Annotated in this window: 25 protein-coding genes and 1 tRNA gene; 14 read left to right on the top strand and 12 right to left on the bottom strand. The window is 60.8% G+C overall.

Annotated elements, in window-relative coordinates:
* The first annotated feature begins 454 nt into the window (after positions 1-454).
* The 9 genes from INP52_RS05090 to INP52_RS05050 all read left to right on the top strand — a co-directional run bounded on the left by INP52_RS05090 (position 455) and on the right by INP52_RS05050 (position 9884).
* Positions 455-1693 (top strand): tyrosine-type recombinase/integrase, encoded by a 1239-nt coding sequence (locus INP52_RS05090; protein WP_194369627.1) that lies wholly within the window; start codon positions 455-457, stop codon positions 1691-1693.
* Between the two features lie 192 nt (positions 1694-1885).
* Positions 1886-2419 (top strand): type IV toxin-antitoxin system AbiEi family antitoxin domain-containing protein, encoded by a 534-nt coding sequence (locus INP52_RS05085; RefSeq protein WP_194369624.1) that lies wholly within the window; start codon positions 1886-1888, stop codon positions 2417-2419.
* On the top strand, positions 2412-3236 hold the full coding sequence (locus INP52_RS05080; protein WP_194369622.1) for a nucleotidyl transferase AbiEii/AbiGii toxin family protein: 825 nt from the start codon (positions 2412-2414) through the stop codon (positions 3234-3236). Before INP52_RS05085 ends, INP52_RS05080 begins: the two co-directional genes overlap by 8 nt.
* Before the next feature lie 266 nt (positions 3237-3502).
* A complete protein-coding gene (locus INP52_RS05075; protein ID WP_118111750.1) occupies positions 3503-3718 on the top strand; it encodes a hypothetical protein in 216 nt (71 codons plus the stop codon).
* Positions 3634-4224: a cupin domain-containing protein gene (locus tag INP52_RS05070; RefSeq protein WP_228478261.1), complete on the top strand. Its 591-nt coding sequence runs from the start codon at positions 3634-3636 to the stop codon at positions 4222-4224. The genes INP52_RS05075 and INP52_RS05070 overlap by 85 nt, the downstream gene beginning before the upstream one ends.
* A 2-nt stretch (positions 4225-4226) precedes the next feature.
* Positions 4227-4943 (top strand): Crp/Fnr family transcriptional regulator, encoded by a 717-nt coding sequence (locus tag INP52_RS05065; RefSeq protein ID WP_118310855.1) that lies wholly within the window; start codon positions 4227-4229, stop codon positions 4941-4943.
* 318 nt (positions 4944-5261) lie between these two features.
* Complete coding sequence (pflA, locus tag INP52_RS05060) at positions 5262-6008, top strand: pyruvate formate-lyase-activating protein (RefSeq protein ID WP_194369619.1); 747 nt, start codon at positions 5262-5264, stop codon at positions 6006-6008.
* 18 nt (positions 6009-6026) lie between these two features.
* Positions 6027-8297 carry a formate C-acetyltransferase gene (gene pflB, locus INP52_RS05055; RefSeq protein ID WP_194369617.1) on the top strand — a complete coding sequence of 757 codons (2271 nt, stop codon included), beginning with the start codon at positions 6027-6029 and terminating at the stop codon, positions 8295-8297.
* A gap of 297 nt (positions 8298-8594) precedes the next feature.
* Positions 8595-9884: an IS256 family transposase gene (locus INP52_RS05050; protein ID WP_228478260.1), complete on the top strand. Its 1290-nt coding sequence runs from the start codon at positions 8595-8597 to the stop codon at positions 9882-9884.
* A gap of 131 nt (positions 9885-10015) precedes the next feature.
* Here INP52_RS05050 and INP52_RS05045 read toward each other — a convergent pair whose 3' ends face one another.
* From INP52_RS05045 to INP52_RS04990, 12 genes are all read right to left on the bottom strand, one after another.
* On the bottom strand, positions 10016-11425 hold the full coding sequence (locus tag INP52_RS05045; RefSeq protein WP_194369613.1) for an MFS transporter: 1410 nt from the start codon (positions 11423-11425) through the stop codon (positions 10016-10018).
* Positions 11426-11442: 17 nt separating this feature from the next.
* On the bottom strand, positions 11443-12051 hold the full coding sequence (locus INP52_RS05040; RefSeq protein ID WP_194369611.1) for a hypothetical protein: 609 nt from the start codon (positions 12049-12051) through the stop codon (positions 11443-11445).
* A 65-nt stretch (positions 12052-12116) separates the two neighbouring features.
* Positions 12117-13460: a 6-phospho-alpha-glucosidase gene (locus INP52_RS05035; RefSeq protein ID WP_194369609.1), complete on the bottom strand. Its 1344-nt coding sequence runs from the start codon at positions 13458-13460 to the stop codon at positions 12117-12119.
* A gap of 25 nt (positions 13461-13485) precedes the next feature.
* Positions 13486-14778: a PTS sugar transporter subunit IIC gene (locus INP52_RS05030; RefSeq protein ID WP_228478259.1), complete on the bottom strand. Its 1293-nt coding sequence runs from the start codon at positions 14776-14778 to the stop codon at positions 13486-13488.
* Positions 14779-14825: 47 nt separating this feature from the next.
* Entirely contained in the window at positions 14826-15104 is a 279-nt protein-coding gene (locus INP52_RS05025; protein WP_332307352.1) for a PTS sugar transporter subunit IIB, read from the bottom strand.
* A gap of 82 nt (positions 15105-15186) precedes the next feature.
* A complete protein-coding gene (locus tag INP52_RS05020; protein WP_194369605.1) occupies positions 15187-15543 on the bottom strand; it encodes a PTS lactose/cellobiose transporter subunit IIA in 357 nt (118 codons plus the stop codon).
* A complete protein-coding gene (locus INP52_RS05015) occupies positions 15540-17444 on the bottom strand; it encodes a BglG family transcription antiterminator (protein ID WP_194369602.1) in 1905 nt (634 codons plus the stop codon). Before INP52_RS05015 ends, INP52_RS05020 begins: the two co-directional genes overlap by 4 nt.
* A gap of 310 nt (positions 17445-17754) precedes the next feature.
* Entirely contained in the window at positions 17755-19101 is a 1347-nt protein-coding gene (locus INP52_RS05010; RefSeq protein ID WP_194369600.1) for an MFS transporter, read from the bottom strand.
* Positions 19102-19158: 57 nt separating this feature from the next.
* The gene (locus INP52_RS05005; RefSeq protein ID WP_228478258.1) at positions 19159-19779 is read right to left on the bottom strand and encodes a glycoside hydrolase family 2 TIM barrel-domain containing protein; all 621 of its coding nucleotides are present in this window, start codon (positions 19777-19779) and stop codon (positions 19159-19161) included.
* Positions 19780-19796: 17 nt separating this feature from the next.
* Positions 19797-20018 (bottom strand): helix-turn-helix domain-containing protein, encoded by a 222-nt coding sequence (locus tag INP52_RS05000; RefSeq protein ID WP_059055376.1) that lies wholly within the window; start codon positions 20016-20018, stop codon positions 19797-19799.
* Positions 20019-20160: 142 nt separating this feature from the next.
* Positions 20161-20361, bottom strand: coding sequence for a helix-turn-helix domain-containing protein (locus INP52_RS04995; protein ID WP_059055374.1), 201 nt, complete (start codon positions 20359-20361; stop codon positions 20161-20163).
* A gap of 553 nt (positions 20362-20914) precedes the next feature.
* Positions 20915-20991 (bottom strand) — tRNA-Pro (locus tag INP52_RS04990).
* A gap of 422 nt (positions 20992-21413) precedes the next feature.
* Between INP52_RS04990 and INP52_RS04985 the strand changes: the two genes are divergently transcribed.
* The 5 genes from INP52_RS04985 (at position 21414) to INP52_RS04965 (ending at position 25951) form a co-directional block, all read left to right on the top strand.
* Positions 21414-22076: an amino acid ABC transporter permease gene (locus INP52_RS04985; RefSeq protein ID WP_194369596.1), complete on the top strand. Its 663-nt coding sequence runs from the start codon at positions 21414-21416 to the stop codon at positions 22074-22076.
* A gap of 40 nt (positions 22077-22116) precedes the next feature.
* Entirely contained in the window at positions 22117-22962 is an 846-nt protein-coding gene (locus INP52_RS04980) for a transporter substrate-binding domain-containing protein (protein WP_194369594.1), read from the top strand.
* A gap of 9 nt (positions 22963-22971) precedes the next feature.
* On the top strand, positions 22972-23718 hold the full coding sequence (locus INP52_RS04975; RefSeq protein WP_194369592.1) for an amino acid ABC transporter ATP-binding protein: 747 nt from the start codon (positions 22972-22974) through the stop codon (positions 23716-23718).
* A gap of 86 nt (positions 23719-23804) precedes the next feature.
* Complete coding sequence (locus tag INP52_RS04970) at positions 23805-24764, top strand: XdhC family protein (RefSeq protein ID WP_194369590.1); 960 nt, start codon at positions 23805-23807, stop codon at positions 24762-24764.
* On the top strand, positions 24761-25951 hold the full coding sequence (locus INP52_RS04965; protein WP_194369589.1) for a cysteine desulfurase family protein: 1191 nt from the start codon (positions 24761-24763) through the stop codon (positions 25949-25951). The genes INP52_RS04970 and INP52_RS04965 overlap by 4 nt, the downstream gene beginning before the upstream one ends.
* The last annotated feature ends 65 nt before the right edge of the window (positions 25952-26016 follow it).

The raw sequence follows: 26016 nt of genomic DNA, 5'->3' as shown, positions 1-26016 counted from the left end.
AGGCTCCTCTGGTGGCCGCGTGAGGTCGTTTTACATCAAAAACTGCCCCAATTCTCGCGAGGGCCCAATCCTCACGAAGAATCCCAGCAGGGGACAACAAGGAGGCGCGACGGGGGACCGTAGCGTGACCACCGCGGCGCAAAAAAAGGTCGTCGGCACACTGCCGACGACCCCTCATATCTGGTCGGGTGGACTGGATTCGAACCAGCGACCCCTTGACCCCCAGGGCGCAATCCTTGATGAATGTCAATAGACACCAGAGGACACCACTTCCACAAATTGTGCTGTTTAACTGGGCATTTGCTGACCTTGGCGAACATGAGGCGACCACAGCCCCCGTCATGTAAAGTCGTCCGCAGTACGCAAATAGTACGCCACGTACTATCCACGTACTGCACGTACTGCGACGCGCGCGGGCAGGCGCATCAAAGGTTCAAACGTTGATGGGGGCACGATGCCGAGGAATCTGAGCAACGGGTTCGTCTTCAAGGACGAGAGGTCCGGCCACTGGAGGGCCGCAATCAGCTGGCAGGACGACGACGGCAGGCAGAGGAGGATGACGCGCAACACCCCCGTCGCCTGCTATCCCGACAGAGTGAGCAGGAAGACCGGGAAGGTCACCAGGGACAACCGCGGGAAGGGCGCCGCCGAGGACTTCCTCAGGGAGTGGCGCGACGAGGAGGTCCGAAAGGACGAGGAGCTCTCCGGCACCGTCTCCTGCGAGACGCCGGTATACCGCTACGTCCTCGACTACATAGACATGAAGGAGTCCACCGGCAACATCCTCGCCTCCACGGCGGACGGCTACCGCTGGTACGCGAAGCACCTCCTGGGCACCGAGCTCGGCAAGACCCCCGTGGGGCAGGTCACCGCGAGGCAGATCCAGGAGTTCGAACGCGACATGGTGCAGGACGGCTACGGCGGCAACACCGTCTCCCACACCCACGTGCTGCTCAAGACCGCATTCATCAGGGCGCGCAGGCTGGGCGACATCCCTTCGAACCCCTTCGACCTCGTCGATGCTCCGAAGAGGCCCACGAAGCCGATAAACTCCCTCGACGCCACGAGCGTCCGGCAGCTCAACCAGACGCTCGGGAGCGTCGCCGACCCGTTCTCCACGGCCGTGCTCCTCGCGCTCATGACGGGGATGAGGCAGGGCGAGATATGCGCCCTCAGGTGGCAGGATGTCGACCGCGTGTCGCGCAAGATCCGGGTCTCGCACGCGCTCACGAGGGCGAACGGCACCTTCGCGCTCTCCACGCCGAAGACCAGGAGCTCGTCCAGGACCATCCCCTACGGCGACGAGCTCGCACGCGTACTTGAGGCGAGGGCGCGCGCCATGCACGGCGAGCGCGAGGCGATGGGCCTCGACTGGGACGAGGGGCTCTTCGTCGTGGGCAGCGCCGTCACCGGCGCCTGGAAGAGCCCGATGGCGCTGGGGCAGGAGTGGCGGGCGTTCGTGCGGGTGGCGAGGCTCGTGGGCTCCCAGGGCGAGCCGCCGAGGTTCCACGACCTCAGGCACACCTTCGCGACGATGGCGATCGGCTCCGGCGTGGACGTGAAGACCGTGAGCGCCATCCTCGGCCACTCCAACGCCGCGATGACCTTGAACGTCTACGCCGACGCGCTCGCAGACAGCAAGAAGGCCGGCATGGACCTCATGGGCAGGATCATGTCCGCGGGGCTCTCGTAGGAACGGGGTGCAGACGGCACCCATCGAAGCATCTGAAGCGGATTCGGGGCGGAAGAGAGTCCGGTTGCCGCAGCGCGTGCGGACGCACACTCTGGGGCGAACGGAACGCCGATGGCGACTTTGGAGGATTGCATTATGGAGCGTTCGATTGAGGATGTGTCAAATGTAGAGTGTCTTCGCTATACTATTGCCATGGCTAAGATAGATGACATATACGGGGCGGCCGACGACTACGGCCTCGTGACGTCCGCGGACGCGAGGGCGCTCGGCGCCTCCGACGCGGAGGTGGTGCAGTACGCGGCGCGCGGCAGGCTCGAGCGCGTGGCCAGGGGCGTCTACCGAGTGCCCGTGTGGCCCTACCAGGAGCAGGCCCCCTACGCGATCGCCGTGAGGGCCGCGGGCGAGGGCGCCTACCTCTACGGCGAGTCCGTGGTGGCGCTCCTCGGGCTCTGCCCCACCGACCCGCGCGCAATCCGGGTGGCGACGCCCAGGAGGACCAGGCGCAGCCTCGGCGAGGGCGTGAGGCTCGTCTGGCGGAGGCACCCGGACAGGGTCACGCTGTACGAGGGCATAGCCTGCCAGAAGGCTGCCGACGCGATCCGCGAGGCGACGAGGACCCTGGGACCCCTCCGCGCCGTCGACGCGGCGCGCGAGGCGGAGCGGAGGGGCTACGTCACGCCGGCCGAGCTTGCGGAGATCGAGGGGGAGGTGGGCGCCCATGCCTAGGCGCCCGAACAGCATGAGGCACCTGGACGACGCCATCCGGAGGGCCTCCGGCGGCACCGCCGACGGCTACGTGCGCATGCGCACCCTCGTGGCGAACGCGATAGTGGCACAGATGCTGCCCGACGGCGTGGTGAAGGGCGGAAGCGCCGTCAGGATGCGCTTCGGGTCCGGGGCCACGCGCTACACGACCGACCTCGACACCGCCACGGCGAGCGACCCGGACGAGTACGCTGCGAGGCTGTCCGAGGCGCTCGCCGCCGGATGGGAGGGCTTCACCGGCCGCGTCGTGCGACGCGAGCCCGCCGCGCCACCGGGCATCCCCGGCGAGTACGTGATGCGTCCCTTCGACGTGAAGCTCTCCTACCTGGGAAAGCCCTGGTGCACGGTGCCCCTAGAGGTGGGGTTCGACGAGATTGGTGACGCCGAGCGGGCCGACGCGACCAGCCAGGTCGAGGCGTCGGACGCCCTCGAGAGGCTCGGGTTCCCCGCCGTCGGGGACGTGGCCCTCATGGACCTCTGCTACCAGGTGGCCCAGAAGCTACACGGGCTCACGAGCGGCGGCGACCGCGTGCGCGACCTCGTTGACCTCCAGCTCATCATGGGCAACGCCGACGTGGACCTGGCGCGCACGAGGCGGGTCTGCGTGAGGCTCTTCGCCTACCGGAAGGCCCAGCAATGGCCGCCCAGGGTCGTCTCCGGAGAGGGCTGGGACGAGCTCTACGCCGCCCAGGCGGAGGGGCTCGGCGTGCTGCAGGACCTCGCGGAAGCCATCGCGTGGGCCAACGGACTCGTCGCCCGCATCGATGCCGCACGGTAGCGGGAAGTCGCGATGCCGCTCCCCGTCCTTCAATACCAGTCGCAGGACTCAGAATGCGACCACACGCTGCCCCCGTTAGCACGGCGACGTCCAGACCACGAACCCGATTGACCGCCAATCCCGGTTGGCTAGAATGGACGCAGATCGCAAAACCCGAGAGGGTTTTATGTGGCGGGGACGCACGAGCGCCTCCGCCTAATTTTTGCTCGAAGGCATCACTGGCATAGCTACCAAAACACATGGACACGAGACATGGAGTCGGGACGATGAAGTGGATCTACGATGCCGACGGCAACGCGGACCTCGAAGAGGTCGCGTTCGCGGAGAAGGGCATCTCGACAATCCTGGAGAACGTCGACCTCTCTTCGGCGCCAAGTGACGCTGCGGACGCCGCGATGTGCTTCCTGGGGCGTTTGGTAAGGGAGCTCGCCGAGGCGACCGAGGCGCACTCCCATGCGGGAGGCGGCTTCCCTGCGCGGTAGGGTCATCCTCACCGTGCGGACTAGGCGCTACCGAGCATGATAGCAGCGCGGCAGCAGATGGCACACCACGGCTCAGCGACTACGCGCAGCGCGTGATTGGTGAGCTGGACCTAGCACCGCACCCCGAGGGCGGGTGGTATCGCCGCACGTGGCAGTCGGCGTTGGCGACAGACGCTAGTGGGAATCGCCCACTTGCATCGTGCATCTATTTTCTGCTGCCGGCGGGTGACGCCAGCGCGTGGCATGTTGTCGACGCAGACGAGCTGTGGCTCTGGCACGGGCCCGGTGCGGTGACGCTCGAGCTGGGCGGCAACGGCGAGCAGCCTGACGAGCGCGGAGCGCGGCGCGTGACGCTGCGCGTAGACAATCACGGCGCCTGTGGCGAGCTGATTGTCCCCGCGGGGGTCTGGCAACGCACGCTTCCCGCCAGCGAAGATGCGCTGGTCTCCTGCGTGGTAAGCCCGGGCTTTACCTTCGACGGCTTCAAGCTGGCGTCTCAGGACTAGGCATGCACGTGGCCCACGACGACAACATACCCTGCCAGCAGTGCGAGGACTGCGGCTTCAAAGCGGCAAACGGCACCTGCGTGAACAGGATTCGCCTGTTCGCGGGCCTGCCCGACAACGCGAAGCACGATCTTCTCGCCCGCTCGGTTCGTTCCACCCACCGGCGCGGGGACATCCTGGTGCACGAGGGCGACCCCATCGACTCAGTCCTTATCGTACGGTCTGGGCGAATCAAAACCTTCCGCATCGACCCCGACGGCGTGGAGTACGTACTCGACGTGCTGCACGATGGACAGGCAATCTGGCACGGAATGTTCCTCGAGGACAACGTCTACCACTACTCCGTAGGCTGCCTTACCCGCGTTGAGCTGTGCTCCATTCACCGTACGGACTTCGAGGCCATGCTCTCGGAGCACCCCGACGCCGCCATGGGACTCATCCGCATGGTGTGCACCGAGCTGGATGACGCGGAAGAAAAGGCCATGATGCTGGGCATTCGCGACCCGCGGCGACGCGTGGCGCAGTACCTGCTGCTTCGTGACGAGCGCTGCATGGGCACCGAAATCCACCTTGGGCTGGAAGACATTGCGGCCTCGGTGGGCTTGCGGCCCGAGACCGTCTCTCGTGCGATATCCTCGCTGAGCAAGGAGGGGCTGGTCGAGCGCGTGGGCCGCGGGCGGCTGCGCATCATCGACCGCGACGGCATGCGCGGGGTGTAGCGCACGGATAGCACTGTCATCTGACAGCCGTGACGCATAAAAACCGCCTATCGAACAGAATTTGGGATCAGCGTGCACAAATTCTGTTCGATAAAGCGTTTTTATGCGGCGCCGATAGCATTACCAGATCAATGTCCCTCGCATAAGGCTTCCAATCTAGGGTGTCGCATATGGTGTGCACCATTTATCACCGCCGCTCCCGCAGTATTGCTCTGAAATTTCCCATTACTTGATTTCAATCAAGGAAACATCTAGGTCCTCACCCTACATTTGAGCGCGCAGTGTGGGTTTGGACTAGCTCGGGGGCGGAGGCAAACCATGCAGGGACGTGTTCACTCGACCGAGTCATTTGGCTCGGCGGACGGCCCGGGCGTACGCTTCATTGTCTTCCTCCAGGGATGTCCCATGCGCTGCCGCTACTGCCACAATCCCGATACCTGGGCCCTCGACCGCGGCACCCTCATGGAGCCGGCCGAGCTGCTCGACCAGGCAGAACGTTATCGAAGCTACTGGGGGCGTGAGGGCGGCATCACCGTCTCGGGTGGTGAGGCACTGCTCCAGCCGGAGTTTGTGGCGGAGCTCTTCGAAGCCGCCCACGCCCGCGGCATCAACACGTGCCTGGACACCTCGCTCGCGCCCTTCACCCGCCAGCAGCCATTCTACCAGGCATGGGAACGCATCATGGCCGCCTGTGACCTGGTTCTCGCAGACATCAAGCACATCGACCCCGTCGAGCACCGTGCCCTCACCGGCCACTCTAACGAGAACATCCTCGACGCCCTGCGCTGGCTCTCCAACGCAGGAGTACCCGTGTGGATCCGCCACGTGCTGGTCCCCGGCATCACCGACAACGACGAGTACCTCCGTCGCACCGCGGACTTCATCAAGACGCTCTCGAACGTCCGCCGCGTCGACGTGCTCCCCTACCACAGCCTGGGCGTCTACAAGTGGGACGAGCTCGGCATACCTTACACGCTGCGCGACACCCAGCCGCCCAGCAAGGAACGTGTGGAAAACGCGGAACGAATCCTCGGCGCGGCCGTGTCGGGGCTTCCGCAGGCATAGCAACTACAGGAGGAACGCATGGCACTACGTGAAGAATGGCAGGGCTTCTCGGCAGGTCACTGGACGGACGACGTGAACGTCCGCGACTTCATCCAGCGCAACTACACCCAGTACGACGGCGACGAGTCGTTCCTCGCCGGCCCCACCGAGGCCACCGACAAGCTCTGGGGCAAGGTCCAGGAGCTCCAGAAGCAGGAGCGCTCCAACGGCGGCGTGCTCGACTGCGAGACCGAGGTCGTCTCGGGCCTCACCGCATACGGCCCCGGCTACATCGACCCCGAGCTCAAGGACCTCGAGAAGGTCGTTGGCCTTCAGACCGACAAGCCCCTGAAGCGCGCCTTCATGCCCTACGGCGGCATCAAGATGGCCCAGCAGGCGGCAGAGAGCTACGGCTACAAGATCAACTCCAAGTACGACCAGATCTTCAGTGAGTACCACAAGACCCACAACCAGGCCGTCTTTGACGCCTACACCCCCGAGATGCGCGCCGCCCGCCACAGCCACGTAATTACTGGCCTGCCCGACACCTATGGCCGCGGCCGCATCGTGGGCGACTACCGTCGCGTGGCGCTCTACGGCATCGACTTCCTTATCGCCAAGAAGCAGGAGGACCTGCTCAACTGCGGCGACGGCACCATGACCGACGACGTCATCCGCCTGCGCGAGGAGATCTCCGAGCAGATCCGCGCGCTCAGGGGCATCAAGGCTATGGCCAAGATCTACGGCTACGACATCTCCCAGCCTGCGCGCGACGCGCACGAGGCGGTGCAGTGGCTCTACTTTGGCTACCTGGCTGCCATCAAGACCCAGAACGGCGCCGCCATGTCCGTGGGCCGCATCTCCACGTTCCTTGACATCTACATCCAGCGCGACCTCGTGGCGGGCAAGATCGACGAGGCCCAGGCGCAGGAGCTCATCGACCACCTGGTCCTCAAGTTCCGCATGGTCAAGTTCGCGCGCATCCCCAGCTACAACGAGCTGTTCTCCGGCGACCCCGTGTGGGCCACGCTCGAGATGGCCGGCCTTGGCCAGGACGGCCGCCACATGGTGACCAAGAACGATTTCCGCTTCCTGCACACGCTCGAGAACATGGGCCCCGCGCCCGAGCCCAACCTCACGGTGCTCTACTCTAAGCGCCTGCCCGAGGCCTTCCGTCGCTACGCGGCCAAGATCTCCATCACCACCAGCTCGATCCAGTACGAGAACGACGACGTCATGCGCCCGGTGTGGGGTGACGATTACAGCATCTGCTGCTGCGTCTCGGCGACCCAGACCGGCAAGGAGATGCAGTTCTTTGGCGCCCGCGCGAACCTCGCCAAGTGCCTGAACTACGCCATCAACGGCGGCAAGGACCTCAAGTACACCGACAAGCAGGGCAACCACATGCAGGTTGGCCCCGAGCTTGCCCCCATCACGAGCGAGTACCTCGACTACGATGAGGTCATGCACAAGTTCGGCATCATGATGGACTGGCTGGCCGGCCTGTACGTGAACATCCTCGACCTCATCCAGTACATGCACGACAAGTACTACTACGAGGCCGCTGAGATGGCCCTCATCGACACCGACGTGCGCCGCACCTTCGCCACCGGCATCGCGGGCTTCAGCCACGTGGTGGACTCGCTCTCGGCCATCAAGTACGCCCGCGTGCGCACCGTGCGCGACGAGTCCGGCCTGGTCGTCGACTACGTGCCCGAGGGCGACTTCCCGCGCTACGGCAACGACGACGACCGCGCCGACGACATCGCCGTGTGGCTGCTCAAGACCTTCATGGCCAAGATCAAGAAGCACCACACCTACCGCAACTCCGAGCCCACGACGTCCATCCTCACCATCACGTCCAACGTGGTGTACGGCAAGGCCACCGGCGCGCTGCCCGACGGCCGCCCTGCCTACACGCCCTTCTCGCCCGGTGCCAACCCCAGCTACGGCGCCGAGAAGAACGGCCTGCTCGCAAGCCTCAACTCCGTGGCGAAGCTGCCCTACGAGTACGCACTCGACGGCATCTCCAACACGCAGACCATCAACCCCGGCGCGCTTGGCACCGACGAGCAGCAGCGCATCGGTAACCTGGTGAACGTGCTTGACGGCTACTTTGCCAACGGCGCGCACCACCTCAACGTCAACGTCTTTGGCGTCGAGAAGCTCAAGGACGCTATGGAGCACCCCGAGAAGCCCGAGTACGCCAACTTCACGATCCGCGTCTCCGGCTATGCGGTGAAGTTCATCGACCTCACGCGCGAGCAGCAGCTCGACGTGATCGCGCGCACCTGCCACGACCACATGTAGGACGTCTGCGAGATAGACGCACGTACGGGGGATGGCCGTCTTGCGGCCGTCCCCCGTTCTTATGCCGAACGGCGCGTCTCCACCCCCCCCGGCGCTGTTGGGAACTTTCCGTACGTTTTGACCGCCGCGTGAGAGCAATTCTGTCCAATTTATTCCTCAGCAGCACCTGGTGGCCAGATCGTGTCGCGAAAGTTGGTGTAAGCACGTTCCCCTCAGGCCTGAAGGCCTGAGGGGAACGGCCATCGCCCTAGAATCCCGAACAGCGACGTATCGGGACTAGGAGAGGCGATGACCGCTATGGCAATCATAGGCGATGGGCAGGACGGTGTGACACCGGGGCTGCCCCGGTTCGACGACGGGATGGTGAACGTGGGCGAGCTGGCGAGGGTGCTCGCCGAGTCCGTCGTCAACGAGGTGATGAGCGTCGAGGCCGACCTCGAGTGCGAGGGCGGCAACCAGAGGAACGGCTACCGGGAGCGCTCGCTGCTCACGAGCGTCGGCACGATCACCCTCCGCATACCCAAGCTCAGGCGCGGGTCCTTCTTCCCCGAGGACCTGGTGGAGCGATACTCCAGGACCGACCGCGCGATCGTGGCGGCCGTGGCCGAGATGGTCACCTGTGGGGTCTCGACGAGGAAGGTCGAGCGCGTGGCCCACACGCTCGGTGCCGACAGGCTCGGCAAGGATGCCGTCTCCCGGATGTGCGCCACGCTCGACGAGACGGTCGCAGACCTGCAGGGGCGCGTCTTCCGCGACCTGCGTTTCCCCTACCTGTGGCTCGACGCCACCTACATCAAGGCCCGGGAGGGCGGGCACGTCGGCTCCGTGGCCGTGGTGACGGCGATAGCGGCCGCCGATGACGGCCACCGCTACCTCGTCGGCGTCGACGCGGTCGACACGGAGTCCTACGCGTCCTGGCTCGGGTTCCTGAGGGGCCTGCGCGACCGTGGCGTGGCGGACGTCATCTGCGTCGTCTCCGACGCCCACGAGGGGCTGAGGCGTGCCATCGAGGAGACCTTCCCGGGCGCCGCCTGGCAGCGCTGCATCGTCCACCTCGAGAGGAACTGCTGCTCGCTCGCCAGGACAAGGCGCCAGCGCGCCCTCGTGGGGCAGGTGCTCTCGGCCGTGTTCGCGGAGCGTGACCCGGACCTCGTCAGGGAGCTCTACCACCTGGCGATCGACGAGGTTGGCGCCATCTGCCCCGCGGCGGGCGAGCTCCTGGAGGAGACCGAGGCTGACGCGCTCGCCTACCTCGACTTCCCCTACGAGCACCACATCAGGCTCAGGACCAACAACATCCAGGAGCGCACCAACCGGGAGATCAAGCGCAGGAGCCGCGTCGTGCAGGTCTTCCCCTCGAGGAGGAGCCTCCTCAGGTACGTCGGTGCCGCTCTCTCGGAGATGGACGAGGCCTGGCAGTCGAGACGCTGGTTCTCCGCAGGGTCCATCCAGGAGGCCTACGAGGAGGACTCCCAGCGTACGCCAGCGCCGGCACCGACGTACGAGGGAACCGCGGCCGAGCATGCCGCCGCCATCATCCGGCTGGTGAAGGCGGACGGCGTTGACTCGAGGAGGAGGGCGGCATAGGATGCGTTAGGAGGAAGCGGGTTCACGGGCGAAGGCACCGCTTACACCAACTTTTGAGACACTACCGTGGCCAGGTAGTGAGAACTGTTTAGCATGTTGCTCGCCCACTCGGGGTGAGCTCGCAGGGTCAATCAGGACTTAGCAAACCGCAGAGCAGTCAACGAGAATGCGGCTGCAACGGCAGCAACGATTGCCAGTACGACAAAGGCGGCTTGTCCACCTAGCACCATTCCTGTCGTAATGTCAGCACTAGAAGATTGAGCAGCGGCCACAACCGCTGTAACAGTGCTCACCCCTACCGAGCCACCTAGTTGTTGAAGAGAGTTACAAACTGAAGTCCCATCAACCCGCAGACTATCGTCAAGAGAAGAAAGACCGTAGGTCATCGAGGGGCTAGCCAACAGGCCTTGGCCCATTCCCGATAGCAGGTAACACACCACCAATCCCCAGGCGGTATCTAATCTGTAGATGCACATCAGAATAGCACCCAACACCATCAGCGTCGCACCTGCGACAATGGGAGTGCATGGTCCTTTTCTGTCAAGAAGTCGACCAGCAACCGGGGAGAGTAGCATTGCCGCTACACACCCAGGAACCACTACAAGGCCAGAAACTTTTGCCCCCGTACCAAGAGCTACCTGGATGAAGTTGGGAATCAACCATGCATATCCGAGGCATACGAATGACGCGCTCGCAATTGCAGCTACTGAAGTCATAAATCGAGTTGAGGAAAACACTTCAGGAGACACTAAGGGATATTTTACATGTCTTACGTGTTTTACAAATTGAACAAGAAGAATGAGGCCGGCAACTAGAAGAGCTGCAACAAAAGCGGTGAGCCCATCGTTAGAGAGCCGATTCACCCCCACCACAATCAGAAGAAAACCAGAGGCTACAAGAAGGAACCCCGTCGCGTCAAATGGGCGTATAGCCAGTTCCGTTGTCTGTCGTAAACAGACCATTCCTGCAGCGAATGCCACGGCAAGGAGGGGGACAGCAAACAAGAACATCGTATGCCACCCAAACGCTTCTAGCACAACTCCACCATAAGCAGGCCCAATTGCCGGTGCCAACGAAATTATCAGCGACGCAACGCCCATCATCATGCCCATGTGCTCAAAGGGTACTTGATCTATCACAACGTTGAACATAAGCGGCATCGCAACACCAGTCCCCAGCCCCTGAATAATTCTGCCCAACAGGAGCTGGGGGAATGTAGTCGCTGTACAGCAAAGCAGCGTTCCTGCTGTAAAGGAAAGCGTTGAAGCGGCAAAAAGGCGACGCAAGGAATAGCGTGACTTGAGTACAGGGAATACGGGAATCGTCACCGACAAAACGAGTAGGTATGCGGATGTAATCCACTGTATTGTCGCCGTATCAACCCCTAGCTCCAACATCATGACCGGAATAGCAACGTTTGTTGAAGTCTCAAACACAATCGCACAGAAGGCGAGACTACCCGAAGCGATTATTGATACAACCGTTCTCGCATCGAGTACACGAGAGGCGGAGCTCTCGGAGTACGCACTACTATCTCTCACGTCAATCGGTAGCCTTTCTAGAAGCGACCAGCAATAAACTTGAAGGCGCTCGGCTCTGCCTTTTCGGGAGAATACTCCTCAAGAACCTTGCCATACCTAGCGCGGTAATCATTGTCAACTTCTGCCTGGGGGAAGACCAAGCATCCTTCATCATAGAATTCGCGGGATCCCCGGCCTAGCTCACGGCCGCGACGCGTATGCTTGTCGAGCGCGATATCGGGAACCTCGGGCACCTGTCCCATTGCAGCGGTTTTAATAATTATGTTCTTCAGAAAATCACTCGAACGGTCCTTTTCGCTTCGGCATAGGATACGAATCGCGTGAACGAAAAACATCGGCTGGTCAGGATCATCATAGGGATAGTTCTTGCGCATCTCGTTAAGCGTATGCACATAAACCGCTGCATTGAGATTTCCGAATCCAATGTCCTCCACAGAGATAGACTCTAGACGGCTCCAGACCTTTTCAAGCAGAGCTGGGCTTGTCGTGTACAATTCGTATGCAAATCGAGCCGCATCTTCTTCGCGGGCTCGTCGGATGCACTTTTGCAATGCGGAGACTGCCTCATCGACTTCTATACCATGGTTTGTATATGCGTGTTCCCATATCGAATAATTCTCTTCCATTTGTACCTCCGAATAGTAAGAGCACCTTGCAGAGCAACGCCCGCAAGGTGCCAGAGACTAATAGGTTAGTGGAGCTCAGGCCAATAGCCCTCGTTTGCAACAATGAGCTCATCAAGAATTTTCTTCGCCACATTTGCGGAAGGGACGGTCTTTGAGAGTGTCATTGCCTGCAGCATCTTGAGGTAGCTATGCTGTTCGTAAGCGTCAGCAACAAGTTTCTCGACACAAACCTGCTCGTACATGAGACCTTTCTGAAATGTTGGAATTTTTCCAATGGAAAGCGGCTCGTAGCCGTCCTTACCGACCACACAAGGAATCTCAACCATCGCCTCGGGGTCGAAGTTCTCAATTGCACCATTGTTCGGGACAATCAGCAGCATTCTTTCATGAGTATTAAAAGCAAGTGCCGTCGCAAGATCAACTATGAACTCCGCATGAATGCCAATTTTGAGAGTCGTTCCGGCTGCAGTGCCCGCCTCTGCAATACGGGCACATTCGCCAAAGACGCGCTTCTCGCGACCATCCATCACCATGTTTGCTCGCGTGTAATGGGGATCCGAATGGGCAACCATGTCATCTGGAAAGAGGTAATACTGCAGATACGAGTTAGGGGCCATCGAGGGATCTAGAGAAACAATATCCTTAACCTTCAAAGCGGTGTCGTACCAGGTATGGTCTGTATAGTCATCCATGCTTTCACCGGGCATGGTGTTTCCATACTTGAGCTCATGTCCCACAAGCTTCGGAAGAAGTTCATTACCCTCAGGATCTTTTACCGATGTATACCAGCCGAAGTGGTTTAGCCCAAAGTAACGATAGTCAAGCTGCTTACGGGACTGGAAGCCCAATATGCGTGCAAAGGAGTCCTCGAGTCCAATCGGCATATCACAAATATTAATTACACGCGAATTTGGTCGAAGCCTTCTGCATGCTTCTGCAACAATTGCTGCCGGATTTGAATAATTGAGCATCCAGCAATTCGGAGAATACTTCTCCATGTAGTCAATATTTTCAATCACGCCCGGAATCGAACGTAGGCCATACGCAAGCCCACCTGGTCCACAAGTCTCTTGGCCTACAACTCCATACTTGAGTGGAATCTTCTCATCAAGTTCACGCATGGGGAGTTTTCCAACACGAATGTGAGCCAGGCAGAAGTCGACGTCTGTATAGGCAATCTCTGGATCCGTGGTAGCAACAAACTCAATCGAGGGGTCACGCTCTTCGATGAGTATTTTTACCGCAGGAGCAAGCAGCCCCTGACGTTCACCGTCATTATCGTAAAGCTTGATGCAACACAGCGGAAGCCTGTCGAGATTTGCGAGGAGCATTAAAATAATTTCTGGGGTATAGGTGCTCCCGCCTCCCGCGATGACGACCGAGAAACTCTTCTTCCCTGCGTCCTTCATGTACTACCTCCTAATTTATCGACTCTTAAACCGTAGCTTCGTCCGCCACCACTTCTTGCTGCTCCTCACGTGCAAGAGCCTCGCGCTCCATCGCCTTGAAAAATGGGTAGTAAAACGCAGCCATAATTCCGAGAAGCACGAATACAAGCACGACCGCTTTCCAGTCGTAGGTCATGAGGAATGCTCCGACACCGGGAGGCATGAAGCCGGGAGGTACTGCAACTGGCATTCCCACCAGTCCGCTCTTAAAGGCAAACCAAGCGATGGTAGTAGGAATAAGTGGACCGATAACGAACGGTACAAACATGAATGGGTTGAGCATGATAGGAAGTCCAAAAATAACCGGCTCGTTAATCCCAAACAGAGAGGGTACAATGGCCGCGCGTCCAACAGCCTTGTAGGTGTCGCACTTCGAGAGCATCATGAAAATGACGAGCCCCAAAGTAAGACCAGAGCCTGTTACCTGCAGGATGTTGTAGTAAAAGCCATAAGTGAACACGTGAGTAGCTGCTTCTCCGGCAGCGTATGCCGCAACGTTTTCAGTCGCGTATGCAATTGCAAATGGCGCCCAAACCGCCTGGGTAATCGAAGGCCCATGCAACCCAAAGAACCAAAGAAGCTGTGTAAGGAATATTACTATGAGGAGAGCAGGAAGCGTATCCATTGATGTAACTGCAGGCGCAAGTATCGTCTGAAGCAGCGCAGGAAATACCTCTCCCGCACCAGCTTGAGAAATAACCGTAATGAGCGATGCAATTCCACAAGTCGCGGCAACAGGAATCAATGCGCTAAAACTATCGGCCACCATTTCGGGAACACTCTCGGGGAGTTTGATAACCCAGCCTCGTTTAATAAAGAGCTGAGTAATATCAACTGTGAGAAGTCCAGAGATGATGCTGACGAACAGACCCTGAGAACCAAAGTATGTCGTTGCAACAGCACCGTCAACTCCATCAAGGGCAAAACCCGTGAGAATCAACTGAACAACGACGGCGTTAATGCCGATGATGGGACCATCAATCTCATCTCGCTTTGCAAGCGACCGCGCAATAAGATATGCAGCATATAGGCCTACATAATCGTTTGTAAATCCTGCAATTTTAGTAAAAAAAGGATTTATGACACTTAAAAAATCATACACCGATCCAGAACCGATTAGATTCATAAGTGCCATTGGAATGAGGCACATCGACCCCACGATGATAAAGGCAGTCGCCCCAATCATTCCATCCTTGACTGCCTGGAGGTGTTTGCGCTTCTCCACCCAAGTGGTGACGGGCATTAGCACCTTCATGAGCCTATCCTGTGCATTGGCCATGTCGTTTCCTTACGTGTGTAGTTGTTAGTAGCATTGCCGGCTTTGGGTTACTTACCAGAAAGCATTCCTTCGATCTGCTGGAAAATTGCCTGGCAGTTTCCGATTGCGTAGTCAGCGGGCGCAATTACGCCAACTGGCTTCGATTTGCCCGCTACGCCGGAGATCTCATCAAGTCTGTAGGATATTTGCGGCCCAAGCAGAACTACATCATATGCATCGACAACATCACGGAAGTTCCCGACACCAGTCGCCTTGACTTCAAAGTCGTTAATTCCGTTCGTTTTTGCATAGTCCCGCATCTTCTTCATTACGATGCTCGTAGACATTCCACCCGCACAAACCAGTAGAACTTTCATATATCCCTCCAATCCCCGTTTATCTAAAACGCGCCAATACACGAATAAAGAATCAAATGTCCTCCTCCCTCCTATCAGCCTTTGTCTCGTGAAGAATAATCAGCTCTTCAATAAGTTCTTGTGCAAGCATTGAGGTCATAAGGTGATCTTGCGCATGCACAAGCAATACGTCGATTTCGATGTGCTCCCCAGACGCTTCACGGGTAAGTAAATGCGTTTGACATTCATGGGCCTTCAGAGCAGCCCGTTTTGACTCTTCCAGTAGGGCATGCGCCTCATCGATATGCCCACCGCGTGCCTTGGCGAGTGCCTGAAAAGCTAGGCTGCGAGCTTGACCTGAAGAGGCAATAATTCCCAGCGAGATATTCTGCATCTCGTTATCCATAGCCTTGCGCTCCTCATCGCTCATTTCTGGCTCCCATTCCCAAATTCCTTGAGCAGGCACTCAAAGGTCTGCTCATCGATAAGATTTGAAATAGACCTCTCATCTGTGAACAAATCCGCAAGCAACGAGAAAACCTCATCGCCATCTCGAGCTCCATGGGCATATGAGACCAGGAAGACAGCCTGAACGTAATGCCCCCATTCATCCCAGGACATCGGATTATCGAGCAGCGCAACCGCAACACGAGTCTCATTGCTCATGGGTTCCATGGGGTGTGGCATGGCAACGTTGTTTCCGAAACAAGTCGCCGCAGCATCCTCGCGGAGTTCTACGGAATCGCGAAGCTGAGACTGAGCGACTCCCGCTTTTGCCATTTCAGAGCACATCATATCCAGCAGCGAGCTCTTATCCTTTGCTTTCACGTGAGGAAAGAACAGTTCACGGGAAAACATGGATGCAGCATCTCTCGCATCCGCCCTCTCCAAGATGCGACGTATGTAGTCCCCAGCATCTCTGTCAAAGAAATAACTAATCTGGCAAACTGGCACTGGGAGATTAGGCAGCGGGACCGTAGAGAAGACGTAATCGACATCGGAAAAATCTTTTCCTACTACGCTCGCAGCATCGCATGTATCGCACCGCTCAAGCAGTTCGCCAAACTCCGAGATAAACCGCTGCCGAAGCAAACGCGCACTTCCCATGCCAGAGGCACACACCACTAGTACCCGCATCTTGCGAGCCGGCGTTCGCCGGCGTTCTAGCGAAAGAGCAAATGACAGGGCGAGAAAGCCAGTCTCATCCTCATTGGGCATGGCACCATAGTGGCGCTCAAGCACTTTCCCCGCCTCGAGCGCCATTGTCCATGCAAGCGGATAGCGCAGCTTTGTCTCTTCGAGTAATGGGTTCTTTGCAGGCATTCCATATCGAAGCCGCACTGAGAGTGGCACGATGTGACGAGCAAGGTTCATTCGCAGCTCAAGATCGCTTCTAAGGTCTATCCACATAGCAAGACGAGCAGCATCAAGGATTTCGCCAACGATATCCCAGACGCTACCGCTGATTACGGTCCCATCTGTATCGACCTCTTGGGAAAGGGCATCGATAGAATGCTTCCCCGCAAGGTGAATAGTAATGAAAGCAACCTCCGAGCTTGGGAGGTAAATCCCAAGATCATTCCCGATGGCCTGCGCAAGTTGTTGGGCAGTAATGCTTTCCGGCAGTGCCATCAGGCGTTCCCTCTGCTCGACATCCATGGGAACATAGCAACCCTGCTCTATTCGCTCGGCTGCAACCACGAGGTGCACCACAAGATTCTGAAATGCAATAGAGCTAATAGAAAAGTTATTCTCACCGAGTACCCGCTCGACTGTCTTCCCTATTGTCTTGGCACGATTGGATAGCGCCTCAGTATTTCCGGTGCCACCAACGAGAGAGGCTGAGATTACCGAAGCAAGACATGTGCGTCTGTTGATTTCTGGTCCCTCGACACGAATCCCGTACCACGGACGCTTTACAAGCGAAAGCTCAAACTTAGAGAGTTCAGCTTCAACCTCATGCAAGTCCACAGAGATGCTTTGGGACGAAACGAAGAGGCGATCGGCCAAATCGGGAACTCGCACCCAGCCATCGGTAAGTAGAAGGTAATTGAGGATACGGGGCACGCGTCTGACCGAACCAGCCTGCTCCTGTTCGACTTTATTGCCCCGATCAAGCCAAGTTTGAAATGCATCTTTATTAAGGACCTCGAGTTCATATACATTGTTTTTTCTCGAGAACTGAATGAGAGCGATATCTTCAAGCATTTGGTTTGCCGCATGGACATGCGAGCGCACTGTACGGGTACTCACTTTGAAACGTTCCATGAGCGTCTCAAGGGAATCACCCTCGTCATCAAGCAGTGTTTGTATGAGCTCGATGGTTCGCATCTTTCCTCCTTGGTTTTGCATAGTAAAAAGTCGACAAGAAGCATTCCATCACGTCGCCTGCCACTTTCGTGGCAGGCGACGTGATGGAACTGCGCGTTTATATCCACCTGCAACATAGCCGCAGCACAAGCGAAACGAGTTATGGCTCCCGAAACAATCGCTGAGTCAATAGTCCTGGGCCGAGAGTTCTTATCGTGCTTTCCGACCGGTGTTGCTGAGAACTAATTCGACGTTTTGAGCCGAGCGGAGGCACCATTCTGGCGAATTTCTTCTCAACAGCGCCAGGCAGGCAGGAGGTCAAACGGCATCGCTACTCCACCGCATGCCGTCGTCGCCTCACCGCCACCAGCGTGGGAACAACCGCAAGCGACACCAGCGCGCCGGCTAAGAAGATGAGCGACGACGGCGTAAACCCATCCCCAACCACGCCAAATCCGCCAATAGCTCCAGACCCAGAGCTCACCGCCGACCCAATCCACGGTCCCACAAGCATGGGTACCAGCACCACCATAAACATGCGCACGCCCTGGAGAACCCCCGCGCGGTCGGCCGGCGTGTTGTTGCGCACCTCGGCGGCAAAGCAGGCCACGGCTCCCAGGTACCCGCACAGCATGAGAACCGAGCCCACAAAGACGCCCGCCACGCTCGTGAGCAGCGTGAGTGCCAGGCACCCCGCCACAAACAGCACCAGCGGCAGGCGCACGGCGCGCTCAAAGCCAAGCTTGTCCAGGCGCCGGCCGTAGAAGATGGTGAAGACGGCCGCAATCACAATGCCCGGAGCCATCACAAACACGTAGTCCTCGCCAAGCACATAGGGAAGCCGCAGGTAGAGCACGTAGTATGGCATAAAGACTTGAAGCGCTGTCGAGAAGATGCAGTAGCCGAGAAGCACCAGGTAGAGCACCGGGTTTTCACGCATCGCCACAGGCGAGAAGTTCCGCGCCACCCCGCGCAGCCAGCCCTGCTCGACCGAAGACGCCGGGTGGGAGTCCCGCATGAGGATACCGGCCACAACCGCGGCCGCCCCCACCAGCACGCCGACCGTCACAAAGAGCGCCGGGTAGTCGTACGTCACGGTCCCGTCATCGCCCACGTGCATGAGGGCCATCGCGCCACCAAAGACGGCCAGCATCGCGATGAGCGGCATCGCGGAGTTCACTCCCTCCACACGGCCGCGGTTTGTCTCGTCCGTCACGTCGGTGAGCCAAGCGTTGAACGCCGCGTCGTTGGAGAGGCTCCCAAAGAAGGTCATCACGCAGTCAAAGACGATCGTGAGAGTGACGCCCATGCGCGCCGCCTGGGTGGCATCCGGCGAAAGCGTGTCCGAGATTCCCTGAATGGACGCAAAGCCAATGATCGAGACGCCCCACAGAGCTGCGCCCGCCACCACAAAGACCTTGCGACGGCGCACGCGGTCCGACCACGCGCCCACAAACAGCGTGGTCAGCGTGGCAGTAAGCGCCGAAGCAGAGACCATGAGCGCTACGTCCTGCAGCGAGGCGCCAAAGGAGTCCTGGACAAACAGGTTGAGAAAGTTATTCTCGACCGCCCAGGCAACCTGCCCCACAAAGGCGAGAAGCACGATGACCAACCAAGTAGTCCGAGATACTGTGGGGTTGGTGGCACGCGATGCGGTACGCCTTGTCTTGTCTGCCATGGTTACCTCTCCCCTCTCGGAAGCGCCCGCGACGCACGCAGGACACGCCGTGGTCGTCTACGACAGCAGCTTGTTCACACGACGGTCAAAGCTGAGAAGGCCGTTGGTCTCCTCCTCCACGTCCGAGAGCTGCGTGTACACGTAGCCGGAAAGACCCTTGGCCTCGAGCGCGCGTGCCTCATCGAGAAGCGCCCGCACCGCACGGCGCCATTCCTCCAGGCTGGGAAACCCCGCGTAGCCATAGGGTTCCGAGAAGGAGCTGTGACCCTTTACGTACCAGGTAAGCCCACCAAACTCAGAAATCACAAAGGCGCGAGAGGAGCCTCGAGGAAGGTGCACGCGAAGCTTCCGGAAGTAGTTGTGCTCACTCACAAAGTCACCGCAGCCCTGGTCAAACCATCCGCTGGTAGCGTCGATGGGCCGCGTGGGGTCAATCGCGCGCACGCGGCGCACCGCATCGCGCGCATCGAACTGCCCCCAGCCCTCGTTGAAGAGGACCCACGTCACAATGCAGGGGTGATTGTGCAGGTAGCGAACCGTGCCCTCGCAGTCGCGCGTCCACTCCTCCTGGAAGGCGGGGTCTGCCGAGGAGAGACGGGCCTGGTGGACAGCGGTGTCGTCGCGAAAGTGACCACACGCAAAGCGGGAGATTGTGGGCTTCTGGTTGACCTGCCACATGTCGTAGGGAACCGGGCCTATTTGCCATCCATGCCGAGCCAGCAGGACATCCTGCTGTCCCTGCCGAGCGTCCTCATGAGCTCCGTCCTGTCGATGCGCCATTGGTTGCCGACTTTGACGGCGGGAATCTTGCGGTCTATGCAGAGCCGCCTGACCGTCCTGGCGGAGACCCGCAGGATCCTCGCCGCCTCGTCCGCCGATATCATGTCCAGGTTGCTTCCGATTTCCCGACGAATCATCCGAACCCCCTTGCCCCTACTAGGCAGCGAGGATACGAGGTGACGGCACTCCTCTTCAGGACGGGCCCGCGGCCAACCTTCCATAAGCTTCCACAACGGCGGCCTGCGCACAAAACGCACGACGCCGCTTCCAAAGGCGGCGTCATTGGTCCAGCATCCCGACCAGCTGGGCGATCTTCCTCGGCGAGTAGTACCAGTTGTGGCCGAACTTCTTCGCTGGGATCTGCCCGTTATGGACCATGCGCAGGACCTGGCGCTCGCACAGCCCGAGGTACCGCGAGACCTCCTGCGTGCTGAGCGGTCGGTTCATCTGGGAGAGGTCTGGTGTCTGCTCTTCCTGCATGCGTGTCGCCTTCCCTCATCTGGTGTCACCTCCCATCCTCCGATGGAGCGTGACGCCCTTGGGTTACCTGATGATTCGCATGCTATCCGCTGGTGTCGGCACCTCTGGCTGTATTGTCTGGCCTGTCCCCACTGTCCGTATCGGCCGCAATGGCCCGGAGTTCCCCCAGGGCGCCACGATTCCTACACATGCGCCCAACTCCGAGGATACCCAAGGCCGGCTGAAAGTTCGTATGCCGCGAGCATAGTCGCGGACATTTGTCGCCAGGCGAGCACTCTTGCGGAACCGAGGGGCCGAAGGACGGGCGGATTACACGCGTGCAGGCCAGCGGAAGAGGTTTCTAGGGCAGACGAATCGGCACATTACTGATGCGATGATCTTGCACGAAGACGCGTACCGCGACCGTTCACCGAACAGTTTCTCACGGCGGGAGAAAAGACAAAAATGGACTTCAAAAGAATCGAGGGACACGGTTTGCAGTACGTAAATAGTACGTCAAATAGTACGTATAAGAAAAAAGGTCAGAGGCTTAAGCCTCTGACCTGCGGTTTCGTGGTCGGGTGGACTGGATTCGAACCAGCGACCCCTTGACCCCCAGTCAAGTGCGCTACCAAACTGCGCCACCACCCGTTGTGCGCCAACCGCGCGCGACTAGATAATCTACCAGCCTTGGGGCCCCGGCGCAAGCGAGAATTTCGCGCGCGGCGAATATGCCGCTCTTCTCGCCCCGTCATTTCCAAACGAAAAACAGGTTGACGCCCCGCAAGGCGGGCTGGTAGGCTACAGGCGTCCTGAGCTTTGGGCATCGAGCCTACGAAAGAGGGGTGGAGCGCGTGATCTGCAGCGGCGTCGCAGTCGAAGGTCGTTTCGCGACCCGCAGGCCCCCTCTGTGTTATGGCCGTTTCTGTATGATGCGAATGCTCTGCTCCCGGGCGTGCCGTCTGGCATAGGTTGGACCATCTCGCCGGTTCGGCGTGCGCGGGAGAAGAGCTCACGATTGACGTCGCCCGCAGGCGGCCACCTCACACATCACACAGCGACGGGAACTACCCATGTTCGACTTTTCCTATTTCCTCTCCTGCTTGCCCAAGATTGCCCTGCGCCTTGACGTAACGCTCGAGCTAACCATTATATCCACGGTCTTTGCGCTGTTCATCGGCGTGCTCGTGGCCATGGTCTCCCTGTACAGGGTGAAGGTCCTCTACCCGATCTCGCGCGTGTACGTCTCGTTCATGCGCGGCACCCCGGTCGTGGCCCAGCTCTACTTCTTCTACTTCGGCATGGCGGTGTACAGTACGGCGATTCGCGACATGACGCCGCTCATCGCCGTGTCCGTCGTGCTCAGCCTGAGCGTGGGCGCGTTCATGTCCGAGAGCATCCGCGCCGCCATCCTGTCGGTGGACGAGGGGCAGAGGGAGGCCGCGGCCGCCTTCGGCCTCACGAACGGGCAGACCTTCTGGCACGTCATCATCCCCCAGGCCGTGCGCGTTGCCGTGCCGCCCCTCTTCAACGACGTGATCAACCTCATCAAGCTGTCGTCGCTCTCGTTCATGATCGGCGTGCCCGACATCATGGGCGCCGCCAAGATGGAGGGCTCAGCGACCTTCAGGTACTTCGAGATCTACGCCGCGGTGATGCTCGTCTACTGGGCCGTCATCTCCCTGTTCAGCCTGGTGAGCAGATACGTCCAGCGCCGCTGCGAGCGAGCGTTCTAGCCTCGTCCGCCGACCGATACCCAACGTGAAAGGAACCTTCATGAACAACCAGATCTCTCGTCGCACCTTCCTCCGCTCCGCCCTGGCGAGCGGTGCCGTGGCCGCAGGAGCCGTCTTGGCGGGCTGCTCGGGCTCGTCCGACACGAGCGAGGGCACGGGCTCCTCCGACGCCATCACCAAGGTGACCCTCGTGTCAAGCGGAAACGGCCTGCCCTACTCGCTCCTTGGCTCCGACGGCTCCTGGACCGGCATCGACGCCGACATCTGGGAGCAGATCAAGAGCGACACGGGCATAGAGCTCACGGTCAAGCAGGCCGAGTTCTCCGCCATGTTCGGCGAGCTCGACGCCGGAAGGGCCAACCTCGTCGCCAACTGCCTGGCCGTCAAGCCGGAGCGCACTGAGAAGTACCTGGCATCCAACCCGTACTACGGTGACGCCCAGGGCGTCGCGGTGGCCCCGGACAACACGACCATCAACACCTTCGACGACCTCGCGGGCAAGACCTGCGGCGTGACGAGCGGGCAGGCCTCCGAGACCATCGCCCGTCAGATGGCCGAGGACCTCGGCTTTACGATCACGACCTACGAGGAGTCCAACGCCGGCATGAGCGACCTTCTTCTCGGCCGCATCGACGCCATGTTCACGACCGACACGGTGGTCTACCAGTTCAACGATGCCAACAGCGTCACCTGCCGCATCCTCGACGAGCGCACCGCCTCCAACAACGTGGCCTACTTCTTCCCCAAGACCGACGAGGGGCAGCGCTACTGCGACTTCGTGAACGCCGAGATAGACAAGATGCTCGATGACGGGCGCATGTCCCAGATCATCACGGAGTGGATGCACAGCGACATGACCACCCTGATCAACCACGACGAGGACTAGGCGGCCGTCATGGGCGAACCCCTCGTGCGCATCGAGCACCTCTACAAGAGCTACGAACAGACCGAGGTCCTGAGGGACGTCAGCCTGACGGTGGACCAGAACGAGACCGTCTCGATCATCGGCCCCTCGGGGACCGGCAAGTCAACGCTGCTGCGGTGCCTCAACTACCTGGTCGAGCCGACGCGCGGAACCATAAGCATCGCTGACGTCACGGTCGACGCTGAGAGCCACACGGCAGATGACATCCGCAACCTGCGGAGCCACTCAACGATGGTCTTCCAGAACTATAACCTCTTCAAGAACTACACCGCCCTGAGAAACGTGTCCGAGCCGCTCGTGCTCGCCAAGAAGATGGGCAAGGTCGAGGCGGAGGAGCATGCGAGAAGGTACCTGGACCTCGTGGGAATGGGCGACCGGGCCGACTTCTACCCGTCCAAGCTCTCCGGCGGCCAGCAGCAGCGTATCGGCATCGCCCGTGCGCTCGCGATGGAGCCCAGCGTGTTGCTCCTGGACGAGCCGACCTCCGCGCTCGACCCGCAGCTCGTGGGCGAGGTGCTGAACACCATCAAGAAGCTCGCCGAGATGGGCATGACGATGGTCCTGGTCACACACGAGATCCACTTCGCCCACGAGGTCTCCGACCGCATCGTCTTCATGGACGAGGGCCAGGTCGCAGCCGAGGGGACGCCCGAGGTCATCCTCGGCGCGCAGGCGGGGCCGCGCCTGCGCGAGTTCCTGAACTACATAGAGCGCTAGGACAGCTTCTCGCGTCCCCGCCTCGCTCCCGCGCGCTATCCTCTAGGTGGGGGCGGGGACGCCCACGTCGGGGGAAGGCGGTGTGCATGGGCAACGACTACACGGAGCTCTACCGGAGGCATCTGGCGGGGGAGAGCTTCAACGTGAGCTTTGTTCCGAGCGAAGTCCCCGAGACGGCCTACGTCCGACGCTTCCAGTCCCCTGCGCGCCTCATCGTCTTGGGCGGCGGCTACGTGGGACAGTCCGTGTGTCGCTTTGCCTCGGCGCTCGAGTTCCAGGTCGTCGTCGTGGACGACCGGCCGGCCTTCGCCAACCGCACCGTCTTTCCCGACGCCGCCCACGTCATCTGCGACGGCTTCGCCGCAGCCCTCGCGCGCCTGCGGGTGGCGCCCCAGGACTTCGTGGTCATCGTCACGCGCGGGCACAAGCACGACGCCGAGTGCCTGCGCGTCATCCTCGCCCAGGAGATGCCGCGCTACGTGGGGCTCATCGGGTCCAGACGGCGCGTGCGCGGCCTCTTTGACCTTTTGGCCAAGGAGGGCTTCGACCAAGCGCGCATGGACCTCATCCACACCCCCATCGGGGTGGCTATCGGTGCCGTCACCCCCGACGAGATCGGCATCTCCATCCTGGCCGAGCTCATCGCGTCTCGCAGCAGCCGAGGGGAGAGGGGCGACGGCCTGCTCGAGCAGACCAACTGCGACCCCGTGCTGCTGGCGTACCTGGCCCAGGGCGAGGCCTGCGCCCTCGCCCTGGTGGTGGGCCGACACGGCTCGACCCCGGTCAAGACCGGTGCCCTCATGGCCGTCGATTCCCAGGGCCAGACCTTCGGCACCATCGGGGGAGGCTGCGGCGAGCACGAGGTCGTCATGGCGGCCCGTCGCGTTCTGCGCCGGGGCGCAGACGAGCTCGTCTGCGTGGACATGACCAACGACGTGAGCGAGGACGAGGGCATGGTCTGCGGTGGCACCATGGACGTCCTCATCAAGGTCGTGGAGGCCGCGCCCCTCGGGGCGAGCGCGACGGCGGGGGAGCTCTCGGGATGAGGGTCTATGCCGACAACGCGGCCACGACCCCCCTGAGCGCCCGTGCCCTCGAGGTCATGGACCGCTGTCTGCGCGAGGTCTACGGAAACCCCTCCAGCCTGCACGCCGTGGGGCAGCGCGCCGCCGACGCCCTGCTCGAGGCGCGCCGGGTCGTGGCGCGCTGTCTGGGCTGCGTGCCCGCCGAGGTCGTCTTCACCTCCGGGGGGACCGAGGCCAACAACCAGGCGCTCGTCTCGGCTGCCCTTGGGGCAAGACGCGCGGGCAAGACGCACCTCGTGGCCACGGCCTTCGAGCACCACGCGGTGCTCAACACGCTGAGGAGGCTCGAGGGGCAGGGCTTCGAGGTGACCCTCGTGCCCGTGGGGGCAGACGGGGTCCTCGAGGTCGAGAGCGTCGAGCGCGCCCTACGGCCGGACACGGCCCTGGTCAGCGTCATGTACGCCAACAACGAGGTGGGCACCGTCCAGCCCCTGGCGCAAATAGGCACCCTCTGTCGCGCCCACGACGTGCTCTTCCACACCGACGCGGTCCAGGCGGCCGGGCACCTTCCCATCGACCTGCACGCGCAGGGCGTGGACCTGCTGTCCCTCTCGGGTCACAAGTTCGGCGGGCCCAAGGGGGCGGGCGCCCTGTGCGCGCGGCGCGGCGTGGTGCTCACGAGCCTCCTTGTGGGGGGGCCGCAGGAGCGCGGGCGACGCGCGGGCACGGAGAACCTGCCCGCCATCGCCGCGATGGCCGCGGCCCTCGAGGAGTCCTGCGCGCACATGGACGAGGACGCCCGCTACGTGAGCGCCCTGCGCGACCGCCTCGTCCGCGCGCTCGGCGCGGTCCCGCACTCCCGCCTCAACGGAGACCCCGTGCGCCGGCTCCCGGGCAACGTGAGCTTCACCTTCGAGGGGGTGGACTCGGAGCGGCTCATCATGGCGCTCGACGCGCGCGGCGTCTGTGCCTCGGCCGGATCCGCCTGCGGCGCCGGCTCTCCCGAGGCAAGCCACGTCCTGCTCGCCATGGGCCTGCCCCAGGAGCTGGCCTACAGCACCGTGCGCCTGTCCCTCTCGCCGAACAACACCGCCGAGGAGGTCGACTACCTGTGCGCGATCGTCCCTCAGGTGGTGTCCGAGCTGAGGCGCGACTCCCCCGCGTGGCGCGAGGTGTCCGCCGGCGCGCGCGATCCACTCATTCCCTAGGGCGTGCGCTCCCGCTCGAGACGCACATGTGCTAGAACTTAGACGAGGTTAACTTTCTGCCCCCG

It is taken from the genome of Thermophilibacter immobilis (assembly GCF_015277515.1).
Classification (GTDB): Bacteria; Actinomycetota; Coriobacteriia; order Coriobacteriales; family Atopobiaceae; genus Thermophilibacter; species Thermophilibacter immobilis.
Note: the sequence above shows the minus strand (reverse complement) of the source record. Positions and strands in the feature narration are given on the sequence as shown.